The organism is Cohnella candidum, assembly GCF_003713065.1.
Lineage (GTDB): Bacteria > Bacillota > Bacilli > Paenibacillales > Paenibacillaceae > Cohnella > Cohnella candidum.
Genome location: NZ_CP033433.1, coordinates 3,892,089 through 3,905,769, shown reverse-complemented (window position 1 = coordinate 3,905,769; position 13,681 = coordinate 3,892,089). Strand labels below are relative to the sequence as shown.

At 59.6% G+C, this 13,681-nt stretch carries 15 protein-coding genes; 11 read left to right on the top strand and 4 right to left on the bottom strand.

What is annotated here, in order from left to right; translation table 11 throughout:
- Nucleotides 1-47 precede the first annotated feature (47 nt).
- Nucleotides 48-1,484 (top strand): NAD(P)/FAD-dependent oxidoreductase, encoded by a 1,437-nt coding sequence (locus EAV92_RS17805; protein WP_123042339.1) that lies wholly within the window; start codon nucleotides 48-50, stop codon nucleotides 1,482-1,484.
- 319 nt (nucleotides 1,485-1,803) lie between these two features.
- On the opposite strand, the gene EAV92_RS17800 is transcribed toward EAV92_RS17805, so the two are convergent.
- A complete protein-coding gene (locus EAV92_RS17800) occupies nucleotides 1,804-2,445 on the bottom strand; it encodes a DsbA family oxidoreductase (protein ID WP_123042338.1) in 642 nt (213 codons plus the stop codon).
- Between the two features lie 140 nt (nucleotides 2,446-2,585).
- Between EAV92_RS17800 and EAV92_RS17795 the strand changes: the two genes are divergently transcribed.
- The 3 genes from EAV92_RS17795 to trxA all read left to right on the top strand — a co-directional run bounded on the left by EAV92_RS17795 (nucleotide 2,586) and on the right by trxA (nucleotide 4,349).
- The gene (locus EAV92_RS17795) at nucleotides 2,586-3,413 is read left to right on the top strand and encodes an aldo/keto reductase (protein WP_123042337.1); all 828 of its coding nucleotides are present in this window, start codon (nucleotides 2,586-2,588) and stop codon (nucleotides 3,411-3,413) included.
- Between the two features lie 110 nt (nucleotides 3,414-3,523).
- Nucleotides 3,524-3,949: an RrF2 family transcriptional regulator gene (locus tag EAV92_RS17790; RefSeq protein ID WP_123042336.1), complete on the top strand. Its 426-nt coding sequence runs from the start codon at nucleotides 3,524-3,526 to the stop codon at nucleotides 3,947-3,949.
- Between the two features lie 88 nt (nucleotides 3,950-4,037).
- Entirely contained in the window at nucleotides 4,038-4,349 is a 312-nt protein-coding gene (gene trxA, locus EAV92_RS17785) for a thioredoxin (RefSeq protein ID WP_123042335.1), read from the top strand.
- A 60-nt stretch (nucleotides 4,350-4,409) separates the two neighbouring features.
- On the opposite strand, the gene EAV92_RS17780 is transcribed toward trxA, so the two are convergent.
- Nucleotides 4,410-5,075 (bottom strand): potassium channel family protein, encoded by a 666-nt coding sequence (locus tag EAV92_RS17780; protein WP_123042334.1) that lies wholly within the window; start codon nucleotides 5,073-5,075, stop codon nucleotides 4,410-4,412.
- Between the two features lie 94 nt (nucleotides 5,076-5,169).
- On the opposite strand from EAV92_RS17780, the gene EAV92_RS17775 reads away from it, so the two are divergent.
- Together EAV92_RS17775 and EAV92_RS17770 are read left to right on the top strand one after the other, a co-directional pair.
- The gene (locus tag EAV92_RS17775) at nucleotides 5,170-6,507 is read left to right on the top strand and encodes a TrkH family potassium uptake protein (RefSeq protein WP_241158306.1); all 1,338 of its coding nucleotides are present in this window, start codon (nucleotides 5,170-5,172) and stop codon (nucleotides 6,505-6,507) included.
- A gap of 49 nt (nucleotides 6,508-6,556) precedes the next feature.
- On the top strand, nucleotides 6,557-7,786 hold the full coding sequence (locus EAV92_RS17770) for a cation:proton antiporter (protein ID WP_123043794.1): 1,230 nt from the start codon (nucleotides 6,557-6,559) through the stop codon (nucleotides 7,784-7,786).
- A gap of 62 nt (nucleotides 7,787-7,848) precedes the next feature.
- Here EAV92_RS17770 and EAV92_RS17765 read toward each other — a convergent pair whose 3' ends face one another.
- Nucleotides 7,849-8,574: a hypothetical protein gene (locus tag EAV92_RS17765; protein ID WP_123042332.1), complete on the bottom strand. Its 726-nt coding sequence runs from the start codon at nucleotides 8,572-8,574 to the stop codon at nucleotides 7,849-7,851.
- 242 nt (nucleotides 8,575-8,816) lie between these two features.
- Here EAV92_RS17765 and EAV92_RS17760 point away from each other — a divergent pair, with 242 nt between their 5' ends.
- The 4 genes from EAV92_RS17760 to EAV92_RS17745 all read left to right on the top strand — a co-directional run bounded on the left by EAV92_RS17760 (nucleotide 8,817) and on the right by EAV92_RS17745 (nucleotide 12,275).
- Entirely contained in the window at nucleotides 8,817-9,101 is a 285-nt protein-coding gene (locus EAV92_RS17760; protein ID WP_123042331.1) for a hypothetical protein, read from the top strand.
- Nucleotides 9,102-9,187: 86 nt separating this feature from the next.
- Nucleotides 9,188-9,919 (top strand): response regulator transcription factor, encoded by a 732-nt coding sequence (locus tag EAV92_RS17755; protein WP_123042330.1) that lies wholly within the window; start codon nucleotides 9,188-9,190, stop codon nucleotides 9,917-9,919.
- On the top strand, nucleotides 9,916-10,998 hold the full coding sequence (locus tag EAV92_RS17750) for a sensor histidine kinase (RefSeq protein WP_123042329.1): 1,083 nt from the start codon (nucleotides 9,916-9,918) through the stop codon (nucleotides 10,996-10,998). The genes EAV92_RS17755 and EAV92_RS17750 overlap by 4 nt, the downstream gene beginning before the upstream one ends.
- Nucleotides 10,995-12,275 (top strand): molybdopterin-dependent oxidoreductase, encoded by a 1,281-nt coding sequence (locus EAV92_RS17745; protein ID WP_123042328.1) that lies wholly within the window; start codon nucleotides 10,995-10,997, stop codon nucleotides 12,273-12,275. Before EAV92_RS17750 ends, EAV92_RS17745 begins: the two co-directional genes overlap by 4 nt.
- Before the next feature lie 124 nt (nucleotides 12,276-12,399).
- Here EAV92_RS17745 and EAV92_RS24595 read toward each other — a convergent pair whose 3' ends face one another.
- Nucleotides 12,400-12,543 (bottom strand): hypothetical protein, encoded by a 144-nt coding sequence (locus tag EAV92_RS24595; RefSeq protein ID WP_164472830.1) that lies wholly within the window; start codon nucleotides 12,541-12,543, stop codon nucleotides 12,400-12,402.
- Nucleotides 12,544-12,624: 81 nt separating this feature from the next.
- Here EAV92_RS24595 and EAV92_RS17740 point away from each other — a divergent pair, with 81 nt between their 5' ends.
- On the top strand, nucleotides 12,625-13,548 hold the full coding sequence (locus EAV92_RS17740; RefSeq protein WP_123042327.1) for a DUF6612 family protein: 924 nt from the start codon (nucleotides 12,625-12,627) through the stop codon (nucleotides 13,546-13,548).
- Nucleotides 13,549-13,681 lie beyond the last annotated feature (133 nt).

Below are 13,681 nucleotides of genomic sequence, written 5' to 3'. Positions count from 1 at the left end.
TTTGTCTGCCGCTGGCAGAATCGGAACATTCGGATGGAGGCGACAACATGAATCAATATGACGTAATCGTGGTCGGGGGCGGGCCTGCCGGCATTTTCGCTTGTTACGAGCTGACGAGGAAAGCGCCCGGCATGAAGGTGCTGCTCGTGGATAAGGGTCACGACATCCATCACCGGCATTGTCCCATCTTGGAAAATAAAATCGAGCTCTGCCCGCCGCCGGCCGGCAAGAAGGAATTCGCCGGCTGCCTGCCGGCTTGTTCGATCACCGCCGGCTTCGGCGGCGCAGGAGCATACAGCGACGGCAAATTCAACATCACGACCGAGTTCGGCGGCTGGCTGACGGATTATTTGCCGCCGTCCCAAGTGCTCGCGTTGATCAAGTACGTGGACGAGATCAACTTGGAGCACGGGGCAACGCCCCACGTAACCGATCCGACGACCGACGTCGTGCGGCAGATCGAGCACCGCGGCTACGCGGCCGGCTTGAAGCTGCTGCGCGCGCAGGTCCGCCATTTGGGGACCGAGCAGAACCTGGAGATTTTGAAGTCGATCTATGATTACCTGACCAGCCGCATCGACATGCGCTTCAAAACGGAAGTGGCGGATCTGCTGACCGTGAAGGAAGACGGCACTCATCGCGTTCGGGGGATCCTGCTGAAGAACGGCGAGGAGATCGAAGCGGGGCGGGTCATCGTCGCGCCCGGCCGCGACGGTTCCGCTTGGCTGTCCGAGGTGCTGAAGAAGCGCCGTCTGAAAATGGTGAACAACCAAGTGGACGTCGGCGTTCGCGTGGAGACGTCGGACGTCGTCATGCGGGAAATCAACGAGCATCTGTACGAAGGCAAATTCATATTCAATACGTCCGTGGGGACGCGTGTTCGGACTTTCTGCAGCAACCCGTCGGGCCACGTCGTCGTGGAGAACCACAGCGGCGTCATGGCGGCGAACGGGCACGCTTATAAGGACCCCGCGCTGGGCTCGGCAAACACGAACTTCGCGCTGCTCGTTTCGCACAAGTTCACCGAGCCGTTCGACAAGCCGAACGAATACGCCCGGGAGATCTGCAAGCGGGCGAACGATTTGTCGAGCGGCGGGGTGATCGTGCAGAAGTACGGCGATATCCTGCGCGGGCGGCGTTCGACCGAGGGACGCATCAAGGAAGGCTTCATCGAGCCGACATTGAAGGAAGCCGTGCCGGGAGATCTGGGGCTCGTGCTGCCGTACAACACGATGAAGAGCCTGATCGAGATGGTCGAAGCGCTGGATAAAGTGACGCCGGGCATCGCGTCCGAACACACGCTGTTCTACGGCGTGGAAGCGAAGTTCTACTCCGCGCGTCCGAAGCTGAGCGAAACGCTGGAGACGGAGATCGCCGGCCTGTACTGCGGCGGCGACGGAGCCGGCGTCACGCGCGGCTTGGCGCAAGCCGGCGCCGCCGGCGTCTGGATCGCCCGCGCCATCGCCGAGCAAGCAGCGGTGTGAGGGGCGATGAAGCCATAAGACGGTGGAACCGTCCTAGGTAACCCGAGTTAGTCGGAAAAACCGGTTAACGGCACTGCGAACGGGTCCGAATCGCACGAGATAGCCGGAAAATCCAGCTAACGGCGCTTCCGAAGGCTTCAAAAACGCGAGTTAGTCGGAAAAACCGTTTAACGGCACTGCGAGTGGCCCCCGAATGAGCGAGATAACCGGAAAAACCGGTTAACGTCATGCCAGCGACACTGCAGCGGACTTTCCGCCCACCATAAACGCACAAAACCCCCGAGACCGAAGTCTCGGGGGTTCTTCACATGCGCATAGCTCAAGCGTTCTCTTGCTGCGAAATTTTACGGAACGCGGCCAGGAACTGCGCGGCGGGATAGGCGCCGGATAGGGCATACTTCCCGTTGATGACGAAGAACGGCACGCCCGTAATGCCCATGTTCCGCGCGGTTTCGAAGTCTTGCTCCGTCTCCTGGATGCCTTCCCCGGCATCCAGCCGGCGGCGGATATCTTCCGCGTCCAGGCCGATGCCGGCGGCCAGCTCCAGCAGCACTTCCGGCTGAGCAAGGTCCCGCCCCTCTTCAAAGTAGGCGTCCATGGCCGCATTGACCCACTCTTGCTGGCGGTCCGCCGGCACGATGGCGGTGATGCGATGGGCCAGCAGCGTATTCGGCATCCGCGTCACTTTATCGAACCGGAACGTCAGCCCCACGTCCGCGCCGGCATCCGTCACCCGCTGAAGCATCGGATCCAGCCGCTCCGCTCCGCCGAACTTGGCTTCCATGTCCTGCCGAAACAACTTGCCTTCCGGCGGAACGCTCGGATCCAACTGGTAGGCGTGGAAAGTGACGGGAATGGTCTCGTTCACTTCAGACGCCCAGGCCATGATGGCGTCGTACATATTTTTCTTGCCGATGCGGCACCAAGGACAAACCATATCCGAATATAAATCGATTCGCATTACCACAAATCCCCTCTCTGAGCGCCATGCCTAAGTCATACCCCCAGTATGGCAGACGGAACGCCCATGTACAACGTGCGGCGCCCCTTCTGCCGTGTTAAAATGGAAAATGTTGAGTTTGCGAAAGGGTGGGATGAAACATGAAATTGACGATCGATTCGACGGCGGAGCTGCTGAACGGAGTGGACATGCCGCGTCTGGGGCTGGGTGTCTGGCGGACCCAAGAGGGCGACGAAGTCGAACGGGCGGTCTCCTCCGCATTGAACGCCGGTTACCGGCTCATCGACACCGCGTCCATGTACGGAAACGAAGCTGGCGTCGGAAGCGCGATCCGCGCATCGGGCATTGCGCGCGATAAGCTGTTCGTGACGACGAAAGTATGGAACAACCAACAGGGCTACGACAGTACGCTTAAAGCTTTCGAGGAAAGCAACGACAAGCTGGGGCTGGACTACGTCGACCTGTACCTCGTTCATTGGCCGGTGAAGGAGAAGTACAAAGAGACTTACCGCGCGCTGGAAGAGCTCTACGACCAAGGCCGGGTCCGCGCCATCGGCGTCAGCAACTTCCAGGCCCATCACCTTGAGGACTTGATGGGCGCCTGCCGCATCAAGCCGATGGTCAACCAAATCGAACTGCATCCCCTGCTCACGCAGAAGAAACTGCTCATGTTCTGCCGCAAGGAAGGCATCCAGGTGCAATCCTGGAGACCCCTCATGCAAGGCAGGCTGGATGTGCCCGCGATCGCCGAGCTGGCATCCAAATACGGCAAAACGCCGGCCCAAATCATCCTCCGTTGGCACCTCCAGCAGGGAGTCGTGACGATTCCGAAATCGGTCAACGAGGCCCGGATCCGCGAAAACGCGGACGTCTTCGACTTCGAGCTGGCTCCCGAGGACATGGTTCTCATCGATTCGCTCAACGAAGACCGCCGTTTCGGCGCAGATCCGGACAACTTTGATTTCTAAAACAACCCGGACATATCGGCGAGGCCGGAACGGAACAATAGACAATGCGCAGCGTTGACAACTTTAACTGTAACTGATATTATTACAGTAACCGACGGGGAGGAGAAGCCATGAACAGTGAATTCGTCATAGCCGTTCACGGTCTCGTGCTGCTTGCGTACCGACCCGAAGGAATGGCGACCAGCGAAGAGATCGCGGAGAACGTCTGCACCAATCCGGTGCGGGTGCGCAAAGTGATGAGCTGCCTTCGCAAGCATGGCTTCGTCGACACCCGGGAGGGGCAGGGCGGCGGATACAAGCTGTGCCGCCGGCCGGAAGAAGTCACGCTCGCCGACGTTTACCGGGCGCTTGCCGCGGGTTCCCTGGCACCGAGCTGGTGCAGCGGCGATCCGGAGAAAGATTGCGTCGTCAGCTCCAACATGGCCGAGGTGATGACCTCCGTGTTCTGCGGAGCGGACCGCCACCTGGAAGCTTATTTCGGGCAAATCACCATCGGCGGCATGCTGGACAAGGTGAAGGCCAAGCAACAGGCTTGAGCGAAGGATGTAACGGGTATATTAGAGTTGCCCGATCATCATAGGTGAATTTTCTCGATTCCCATTTTACCTGAAGGAGAGATGTGACATGGCAGTCGCCATCACGAAAGACAACTTCAACGAAACGGTCGCGCAAGGGGTATCCCTTCTGGATTTCTGGGCTCCTTGGTGCGGACCTTGCAAAATGCAGCTCCCGATCGTGGAAGAGCTGGCTGAAGAACTGAAAGGCCAAGCGACGATCGCGAAAGTAAACGTCGACGAAGAGCCGGAATTGGCCAGCCAATTCGGCGTCATGAGCATCCCGACGCTGATCCTGTTCAAGGACGGCCAACCGGTCGACAAGCTCGTGGGTCTGCAAAGCAAAGCGGCTCTGCAATCCAAAATCCAAAACCTGGTGTAATCGCGCATCTTCGCCGATCACGCCGCAACAAGAACCGCCGGTCACAAAGACCGGCGGTTTTTATGCGTTGACCGAGCTTTCGAAGTTGTCGATCTGCTCGTTCGTGCCGATGACGACCATGACGTCGCCTTCCTCCACCAGATCCTCCGCGGCGGGAGCGATGACGACCTGGTCGTTCTTCTTGTTGATGGCGACGATGGAGCAGCCGAAGCGGGCGCGTGTATCGAGCTCCTTCAGGGAGCGGCAGGCCAGTTTCCGGGTGGCCGACAGTTCCGCGATCGTGTAGTTTTTGGAAAGCTCGATGTAGTCCAGCAGGTTCGGCGAGACGAGCTGGTTGGCGACCCGAACTCCCATGTCGCGCTCGGGAAAGATCACCCGGTCCACGCCGATCTTCTGGAGCACCTTGCCGTGAAGGCCGGACAACGCCTTGGCCACCACCTTCCGGACTTCGAGCTCCTTGAGCAGGATGGAGGTGAGGATGCTCGCTTGAATATCGTTGCCGATCGCGACGACCGCGCAATCGACGTTGCGGATGCCGATCGAGCGCAGTGCTTCTTCGTCCGTCGTGTCCGCGATGACGGTATGGGTCAGAAAGGCGCTCATCTCGTCCGCGACCTGTTCGCTCCGGTCCACGCCCAGCACCTCGTGCCCCAGCCGAATCAGCTCCCGGGCAAGGCTGGAGCCGAACCGGCCCAGGCCGATCACGGCGAATTGGTTGGATTTCATCGGTTCCTCCTTATGCGGCAGGCGAGTATCTGATATCGGCCCGAAAATGGGGAAACCCTATGTCTGTTGGATAACGGCCAGTGGGGGGATGACGGTGTTCGCCGGATTGTTCGATCTGTCCAAATGGTCTCCGCCGCGTTTTCTCGTCTGCGGATTCGCGGTTATTATTCTGCTCGGCGGGCTCGTCTTATCCCTGCCCGTCTCCTCCGCGCAAGGAACCTCTCTCCGTTATCTGGACGCCGTATTCACCGCCACTTCCGCCACCTGCGTGACCGGATTGGTCGTCGTCGACACGGGCACGTATTACTCCATTTTCGGCCAAGTCGTCCTCCTGCTCCTGATCCAGATCGGCGGGCTCGGCTTCATGACCATGGCCACCCTCTTTGCGCTCGTGCTCCGGAAACGGATTTCGCTGCGGGAACGGATGATTTTGCAGGAGGCGATGAACCAGCCGAGCATGCAGGGAATCGTTCAGCTGATCCGCCGGGTGTTCCGTTACTCCGTCGCCATCGAAGCCGCGGGCGCTTTGCTGTTCACCCTCAGGTGGTCTCTCGACATGCCGATCGGGCGAGCGGCGTACTTCGGCGTTTTCCACGCGGTCTCGTTTTTCAACAACGCAGGGTTCGATCTGTTCGGGGAGTATCACAGCTTAACCACGTACGCGGAAGATCCCATGGTGAACTTGATCGCGATGGCCTTGATCGTATTGGGCGGCCTCGGGTTCGTGGTCCTGGCGGATTTGCTGGAGTATCCCAAGTCCCGCTGTTTGTCGCTTCATTCCAAAATCGTGCTCTGCATGACGGGAATCCTCATCGTTTCGGGAGCGATTGCCGTCTTCGCGTTCGAGTACGGAAATACGCTTGGGCCGCTAGGCGGCACCGGCAAAATCCTGGCGTCTTTCTTCCAATCCGTAACCGCGAGGACGGCCGGGGCGAATACGGTCGACATCTCCGCCCTTCATCAGGCGACGTTGTTCTTCGTCATCTTCCTCATGTTCGTGGGTGCCGCCCCGGGATCGACGGCCGGAGGCATTAAAGTGACCACTTTCGCGACGCTCGTGGGCGGCGTTCACGCGATGGTGCGCGGCAAGGACGACATCGTCTTTTTCCGCTATCGGCTTGCCCGCGGCAGGCTGCTCAAAGCCCTGACCATCACGATGCTGGCGATGGCGCTGATCGCGGCGGTTACCATGGCGTTGTGCGTGACGGAGAATGCGGCGTTCATCCGCGTATTCTTCGAAACCGTCTCCGCTTTCGCGACGGTCGGATTGTCAACGGGACTGACGCCCGATCTCAGCGACGCGGGCCGGGTCCTGATCGCGTGCATGATGTTCGCCGGGAGGCTCGGTCCGTTAACGCTGGCTTACGCGCTCGGCCCCAAGTCCGAGAAAGAGTTGTACCGTTATCCGGAAGGGAAGCTCATCATCGGGTAAAAGGGTGTATAATAAAGGAATTCTTGCGCGAAGGATGCGGAAAATCAACATGGAAAGCCAAGCGACGGAAATGATCCATCATTTGTTTTTGCTGTTCCTCATCATCGTCACGACCGGCGTGGTGGCGGGCAAACTGGCGGAATGGCTACGGCTTCCCGACGTCGCGATGTTCATCGTGGCGGGCATGGTCATTGGGCAGGGCCTTCATTGGGTAAACGAAATGAGCACGTCCGTAACCAACCAGCTCATCTTGGTCGGGGGTTCGGCGCTGATTCTGTTCGACGGGGGCAGAAACATTCGGCTGAAAGGGCTGCGGAAAGTCGGGCTCACCGTGGGGCTGCTCAGCGTGCCGGGCGTGCTCATCACGGTCGCGGCCACCGGGGCCGCCATCCATTACATATTCGGGATCGATTGGTTGTATTCGCTGCTGGCTGCCGCCGTTATCGCTTCCACGGACCCGGCGTCGATCATTCCCGTATTCCGGCAAGTCCGGATCCGCGACAAAGTCCGGGAGACGGTGGAAAGCGAATCCGCCTTCAATGACGCGACCGGCTCGATCGTGACGTTCGCCTTGCTTGCGGCCGTGACGGGCAAGCAAGCGCTGGAAGCGGGGCCGATGATCGGGGAGTTTTTGAAAACGGCTCTCGGAGGTATCGTCGTCGGCGTGGTTTTGGCATTCGTAGTGATGTACCTGGTCGGGCATGTCCGCATCGGCGTATTCGGCGACTATACGGGCATCGCCATGCTGGTGCTGGCGCTGGCGGCTTACGTCATCGGCGATCTGCTGCACGTGAGCGGTTTTATGGCGACGTTCGTCGCCGGCTTGATCTGGGGCAACGCCTCGACGTTCGGCGTCCATCTCGCGCATAAAGAAACGGAAATGACCCATCTGGCCGAAAATTTGACGGTCATCATGCGCATGCTGATTTTCGTGCTGCTGGGCAGTCAGGTCGATTTCGGCTTGCTGGCCGAATACTGGTGGCAAAGCCTGCTTGCGGTGCTCGTGCTGATGTTCGTCGCGAGGCCTCTTACGGTGTATGCTTGCGCCTTGCCGGACCGAAAAGCCGAGTGGGCGGGCAAGGAGCTGCTGTTCATGGTTTGGGTGCGGGAGACGGGCGTCATCCCCGCCGCGTTGTCGGGCATGATCGCGGCGAGCGGCATTCCTCACGCAGACGTGATTGCTTCCGTAACGTTCATGGCCATCATGCTGACGATCCTGCTGCAGGCGAGCACCACGGCATGGGCGGCCCGCAAGCTGGGGTTGGAAGTGAAGGGTTAACTCGTTATATCGCAAATGCAAAAGGAAAGGCGGTCCCATGCGGGGACCGCCTTTTGCGTGGATCAGATCGTCCATGAGCCGTGAACGACGGAGGCAAGCTTCCACTCTCCCGAAACTTGGCGGAACACGAGGACGAGACTTTCCCAGTCCATGCCCTCGTTCTTCTTGTCGAAGCCCGGAAAGTGGAACTCCACATAAGAAGCTCCCGGATAAACCTCCGTGCCGTTGAAGGGGGTGTTGCCTTTGCCGAGTAGTTGGTTGACGCTCACGTCCGGAGCGCTCGAGAAATCCTGGCTGTACACGAATTTCTCGAAATAGTCCCGGAACGTCAGGTCGATCGGTTCCCCGCTGCCGTCGTAAGACCCCCAAGTGAGCTTCTTGGTGTCTTTGAAGGACGGGAGCTCTCCTGCCTTGAACACGAGCGAAGTTTTCTCGTCGATGTGCAGGGAAGGGGAGAACCGCAAGCCTTCGGGATCGGCCGCTTCGGACAACCGCTCCAGGTCCCGGTCGCGAAGGGCGTCCACGACGTCCTGGGCGGTCTGTTTGAGCTGGCTGTCAGGCTTCGTATCCGGAGATTGGGAAGCGGAACCGGACGGTTCGGGCGAAGGGGCGGACGATTCCGTCGGGGGAGCTCCCGCGTCCGTGCCTGCCGAAGCGGATTCGGTTGCCGGGACGACGGGCGTGCCGCCCTCGTCCGAAGAGCTGCCGCTGGCCTGCTTATCGCCGCAGCCGGCTAAGAGAAGCGCCATAAGCGCCAGAAGAAGCAGGTAAGGGATCGTTTTGCGCATCATGTATTCCTCCTTGCTGTTCGTAATGTTTTAGACGCAGAAGTAAGCCGGATGTTCCGCTCGAAAAAGGACGGAATGCACATTTTCATTGCCCAATTTTAGGGATTGCTTTTTTGGCTGGCTGCGGGACGCCGAAAGACTTTCGTAAGGAAAATGTAAGGGCGGCTTACGAAAAGGGTTAGAGCGCGGTTATCCTTAGGCGGTACATTGTCCCTGAAGCGACATTCCGAGGAGGTTGGAACATGGGACAAAGAAAATGGTGGCTGCCGCTGATCTTGCTGCTCGTCATCGGGCTCGCCGCCTGCGGCAAAGACAAGATGGACGACAAAATGCAGGACGGCGGCAAAAGCACCCCGATGGAAACGCCGATGGACAGCGGGAAAATGATGGACGACGGCAAGAAGATGGACGACGGCAAGAAGATGGATGGCGGCAAGAAGATGGACGACGGCAAGAAGATGGACGACGGCAAGAAGATGGACGACGGCAAGAAGATGGATGACGGCAAAATGACGGACAACAAATAGTTCGCGCCGGCAGGAGGGCTTCCCGTTCGGGAGCCCCCTGTTATGCTATACTTTGGTTATCAAAAATGGGCGGAGGGGGCTGCGGCATGCCGGGGGAAACGGTGCTGGTGGCGGATGACGAACGCGACATTACCGACGTGTGCCGCCGCTATTTGGAGCGGGAGGGCTACCGCGTCCTGACGGCGGGCGACGGCTTGGAGACGTTGTCCCTGTGGGAGGAGCATCGGCCCGATCTGGTCGTCGTCGACCTCATGATGCCGGGCAAGTCCGGCTGGGACGTCTGCGCCGCCATTCGGGACCGCGAAGATATTCCGATCGTCATGCTGACGGCGCGCGGGGAAGAGAGCGACCGGCTGCTCGGCCTCACGCTGGGCGCCGACGATTATTTGACGAAGCCGTTCAGTCCGCGGGAGCTCGTCCTCCGGGTTCGGAACATTTTACGGAGGTCCGCCAAAGAAAGGCCGGCTTCCGCGGGCAGCCCAAGCGCACCTGCGGAAACTCGGTTGGAGGAGAGGCACTTCCAGGGGCTTTCCTTGTTTCCGGCCCAGCGCAGGGTCGCCTTGGACGGGCGCGAAGCCGAGTTGACGGTGAAGGAGTTCGACTTGCTGCACTGGTTCGTCCGGCATCCGGGCCAAGTGTTCTCGCGGAACCAGCTGCTCAGCCGCGTGTGGGACGTGGATTTCGAGGGAGACACCACGACGGTGACGGTGCACATCCGCCGGCTCCGCGAGAAGATCGAGCCTGAGCCGTCGGAGCCCCAATGGATCAAAACCGTGTGGGGAATCGGCTATAAATTCGAAGGAAGGCCGCTTCCATGAAATGGAGAGGCGTCAAGCTAAGGCCCTACTTGCTCGCCGCGAACGCCGTCAGCTTGGTCACGGTCCTCGGGCTGCTGTTCTTCTGCTACAGCCGGATGATCCTGAACCGCGAAGCCTTCCTCTGGCTGGGCGGCGCCACGCTGGCGGCGGGGCTGTTGTCCTTCGCGGTCCATTACGCGCTCATACGGCCGCTGGAACGATCGGTGAACCGCATCGGAGAAGCTTCCAAGGAGATCGCGTCAGGGGCTTACGGCGCCGAAGTTCCGATCGTCGGCCCGGCGGAATTCCGCCAGTTGGCCGGACGTTTCAACGGAATGAGCCGGCGGCTGGCCGAGAGCTTTTCCCGCCTTCGCCAAGCCGAGATCTCGCGCCGCGAGCTCGTGGCCAACGTCGCGCACGATCTCAGGACCCCGCTTGCGTTGCTGCAATCGCATGCGGAAGCCCTTCAGGACGGCGTGGTGCGGGATGAAGAGACGGTCCGGCGTTATTTGGGAACGATTCGGTCGGAATCAGTCCGGCTGGCGGGCTTGGTCCAGGACTTGTTCGAGTTATCCGCCATCGACGCGGGAGCCGAGGCTTACCGCCCGGATAAGATCAGCTTGGAGGACGTGCTGGTCGAAACCTTGAACGCGTACGCGCCCAGGCTTGAGGGGAAACGGCTGGAGGCCAGGGTTACGCTGCCCGAACCGACTCCCATCGTCGAGACGATGGACCGGAGCCTGCGGAGGATCGTCGGCAACCTGCTGGACAACGCCATCCGGCATTCTCCCGAGGGAGGATCGATCCTCATATCGGCGGCGGACATCGGCGGACATCTGTTGGTCGTCCGCGTGCAGGATGAAGGAGAAGGCGTACCGGAAGCGGAGCGGGAGCGGATTTTCGAACGCTTTTACCGGGCGGACCCGAGCCGGCGCAGGGACGGAAGCGGCGGAGGGTTGGGTCTCGCCATCGCCAAGGCGTTGGCAGAGCGGCATGGAGGAGCAATCGGCGTCGAGCCCGGTCCGGGGACGGGAAGCGTCTTCTGGTTCACCGTTCCGCTCGCCGTCTTGTCTGATACGGAAAGGAGGGAAAGGGCATGAATCGCAAAAAAGCGGGGTTCGGCAAACAGCTGGCGGAGCTGCACCGCTGGAACGCGTGGATTGTCTTGGCGCTGGCCGTCAGCGGGGTGCTGCTGGCTTGGGGAGCGATTCGGGAGCTCGGCGAAGGCCGAATCTGGATCAAGCAGCTTCACATCGCGCTGGGCGTCATCTCCGGCATTTTGATCGTGTTGTACGTACCGCTCGGACGGCGCCACCTGAAGCAGATCAGGCAGCGTCCCCGGCAGAAGGGCAACTTGGGTTTCATCCTCTTTCTTCTCATCGGTTGGCTCGTATCCGGCATCATTCTCTGGCAGCTTCGCCACTTTCCGCCGCGGTGGGCGAACAACGCGCGTCTCGTCCATCAGTTGTTAACCTACTTAGGGCTGCCTTATATCTTGTATCATTCCGTCACGCGTTTGAAATGGATGAAGCAGCCCGGAAGGAGGGCGGTCCGGACGTCGGATCCCGCGTTGGATCCGGGGCAGCCGATTCAAGGCGAATGGCCGGCATCCGCGGGACCCGAAGCGCCCGGCCCTTGGATGGACCGCCGCCAGTTTCTCAAAATCACGCTCGGCGCGGCGCTGGCCGTAACCGTGCTGCCTCCGTTTTTCCGATGGCTGGGGTCGGCGTCCGGCGGCGCGATCTCCATCTCCGGCGGCGGCGAGGCTGCGCCCGATCCGGATCCGAACCGAATGCTGCCCGCGCCCCAGCCTCTTCCGGACTCGGCGAACGTCATCGGCGGAGGCGCGGAAGGACGCTTCGAGATGTACACCGTCACCAGGCTGCCTGCTTTCACTTCCGATATGTGGTCGTTCACGATCGACGGGCTGGTGGAGAAGCCGGTTATATGGAACTGGGAGCAGTTCCTCGCCCAGAAGCGCATCGTGCAGGTCAGCGATTTCCACTGCGTAACGGGCTGGTCGGTGTACCGCAACACTTGGGAAGGAATCCCGCTTTCTCGTTTATTGCAAGAGGTCGGGGTGAAGCCCGGCGCGAAGACGGTCAAGTTCTACTCCGGCGACGGAGTGTACACGGACGCGCTGACGCTCGAACAAGCGAACATGGATGACGTGATGGTGGCGGTGCTCCATGACGGCAAGCCCATCCACCGCGATTACGGCGGTCCCGTGCGGTTGATCGTTCCGAAAATGTACGCCTACAAGTCCGTAAAGTGGCTGAGCCGAATCGAGTTGATCGACCAAGAGCATATCGGTTATTGGGAGGAGCGGGGTTACGACAACGACGCCTGGCTGAAAGGCAAGGGAGTGCCCCTCTAACTGCCGCGTTGCAAAGAAAAAGCTGTCCCGGCATCGGTTGCCGCGGGACAGCTTTTTGTCGTTATCGGCGGGTTTGCGCTTGACTCCCTATTTTCGGGTATGTTAATGATGAGAGTCTAACCCATTAATCGGTTTTCTTCTTTTTACGGGGAACGGGAGCGACGGATTTCGTATTTTCGAGCGTGTCGTTCACGAAAGCCATATCCTGGTTTTCCGCCTTCATTTGGGTCGTTCCCTTGTAATTGCCTCTATGCGATTCATTTTCCATTGGCGATTCCTCCTCATAGGGGTACGCTTGTGATTGTGCGCATTCTTTTCCGATGTTATCCGCCAGGAGGTTTATCTCATCATGAAAATGCCCGTTCTGCCGCTCTTCCGATACTCGTCCCGCTCACTGCTGTTGGCAGCGGTATTGACCGCAGCGGTTCTCGGCGGCGCCGGCTGCTCATCTTCCGGAGCGTCCGCAGATCCGTCCTCTTCTTCCCCTCCCGCTTCTTCCGCGGCAACCCCGCAGCCTTCGCCGTCACCCGAACAGTCGGAAGCGGTCAAGGCGCTGAAACAGGCGGAAACGGCGGCGAAAAGCTTGAAGAATTATTATTTCAAAATGGACCTGACGCAGCATTTGACCGGAGAGAGCGCGGACAGCAATTCCAACGTTACCGTGAACTCGAACGGGCGCGTGGAGACCTCTCCTCTTAAGCTCGACCAGCAGGTAAAAAGCGTGATCGACGAAGATACTTATGATCTCAGGGCGATACTGACGCCGGATGCTTATTATATGTACGATAAGGATTTAGAGGGATGGAGCCGGACAACGAAAAGCGATACGGCCGAGATGGTCAAGACGCTGTCCGATTTCCAGGTGGATCCCGACCAAGCCCTGCTCGACGTCCAGGCTCTTGGGGACGGACTGCGTTTGGAAGGAGACAAAATCACATTCGAAGGCAACGGAGCCGAGGCAAAAGCTTTCCTCGAGAAGGTGCTCGAGAGCACGCTCGGCTTGTCCGGTCTGGAGCAGAAAGTGCAGGATAGCATCAAGCTCGGCAGCCTGAAGGTCGAAATCGTCCTCGATCCCGTTAAACGCTGGCCCACCTCGTACCGAATCGATTCGACCATGACGATTGAATATGAAGCCGGCAAACCATCCACGTTGAAGCAGACGTTTTGGGGCACGTACAGCAAGCCTAATGCGGCCGAACCCGTCGTCGTGCCGGCGGCAGCGAAAGACGCGCCCGAAATCGATTCCGATGTTTCAGGTGACGACAGCGAATAGTCCATAAGGCCCGGTCGGACTCCCGCATCTCTCCCCGCGCCGCCGTTTCCTTCTCCCAAGGAAGGCACGACGGCTATTTTGGTTTCCGGAAATAGGTTTCCAGAATCTTGAAGTTGTCCGCATTCTGAAATAA

What these genes read in the sequence shown, in the direction of transcription:
- EAV92_RS17790 (WP_123042336.1), top strand. Translation starts at nt 3,524, where the DNA reads ATGAACAGTGAATTCGTCATAGCCGTTCACGGTCTCGTGCTGCTTGCG.
- EAV92_RS17800 (WP_123042338.1), bottom strand. Translation starts at nt 2,445, where the DNA reads ATGCGAATCGATTTATATTCGGATATGGTTTGTCCTTGGTGCCGCATC.
- EAV92_RS17745 (WP_123042328.1), top strand. Translation starts at nt 10,995, where the DNA reads ATGAATCGCAAAAAAGCGGGGTTCGGCAAACAGCTGGCGGAGCTGCAC.
- EAV92_RS17740 (WP_123042327.1), top strand. Translation starts at nt 12,625, where the DNA reads ATGAAAATGCCCGTTCTGCCGCTCTTCCGATACTCGTCCCGCTCACTG.
- EAV92_RS17765 (WP_123042332.1), bottom strand. Translation starts at nt 8,574, where the DNA reads ATGCGCAAAACGATCCCTTACCTGCTTCTTCTGGCGCTTATGGCGCTT.
- EAV92_RS17755 (WP_123042330.1), top strand. Translation starts at nt 9,188, where the DNA reads ATGCCGGGGGAAACGGTGCTGGTGGCGGATGACGAACGCGACATTACC.
- EAV92_RS24595 (WP_164472830.1), bottom strand. Translation starts at nt 12,543, where the DNA reads ATGGAAAATGAATCGCATAGAGGCAATTACAAGGGAACGACCCAAATG.
- EAV92_RS17780 (WP_123042334.1), bottom strand. Translation starts at nt 5,075, where the DNA reads ATGAAATCCAACCAATTCGCCGTGATCGGCCTGGGCCGGTTCGGCTCC.
- EAV92_RS17770 (WP_123043794.1), top strand. Translation starts at nt 6,557, where the DNA reads ATGGAAAGCCAAGCGACGGAAATGATCCATCATTTGTTTTTGCTGTTC.
- EAV92_RS17760 (WP_123042331.1), top strand. Translation starts at nt 8,817, where the DNA reads ATGGGACAAAGAAAATGGTGGCTGCCGCTGATCTTGCTGCTCGTCATC.
- trxA (WP_123042335.1), top strand. Translation starts at nt 4,038, where the DNA reads ATGGCAGTCGCCATCACGAAAGACAACTTCAACGAAACGGTCGCGCAA.
- EAV92_RS17750 (WP_123042329.1), top strand. Translation starts at nt 9,916, where the DNA reads ATGAAATGGAGAGGCGTCAAGCTAAGGCCCTACTTGCTCGCCGCGAAC.
- EAV92_RS17795 (WP_123042337.1), top strand. Translation starts at nt 2,586, where the DNA reads ATGAAATTGACGATCGATTCGACGGCGGAGCTGCTGAACGGAGTGGAC.
- EAV92_RS17805 (WP_123042339.1), top strand. Translation starts at nt 48, where the DNA reads ATGAATCAATATGACGTAATCGTGGTCGGGGGCGGGCCTGCCGGCATT.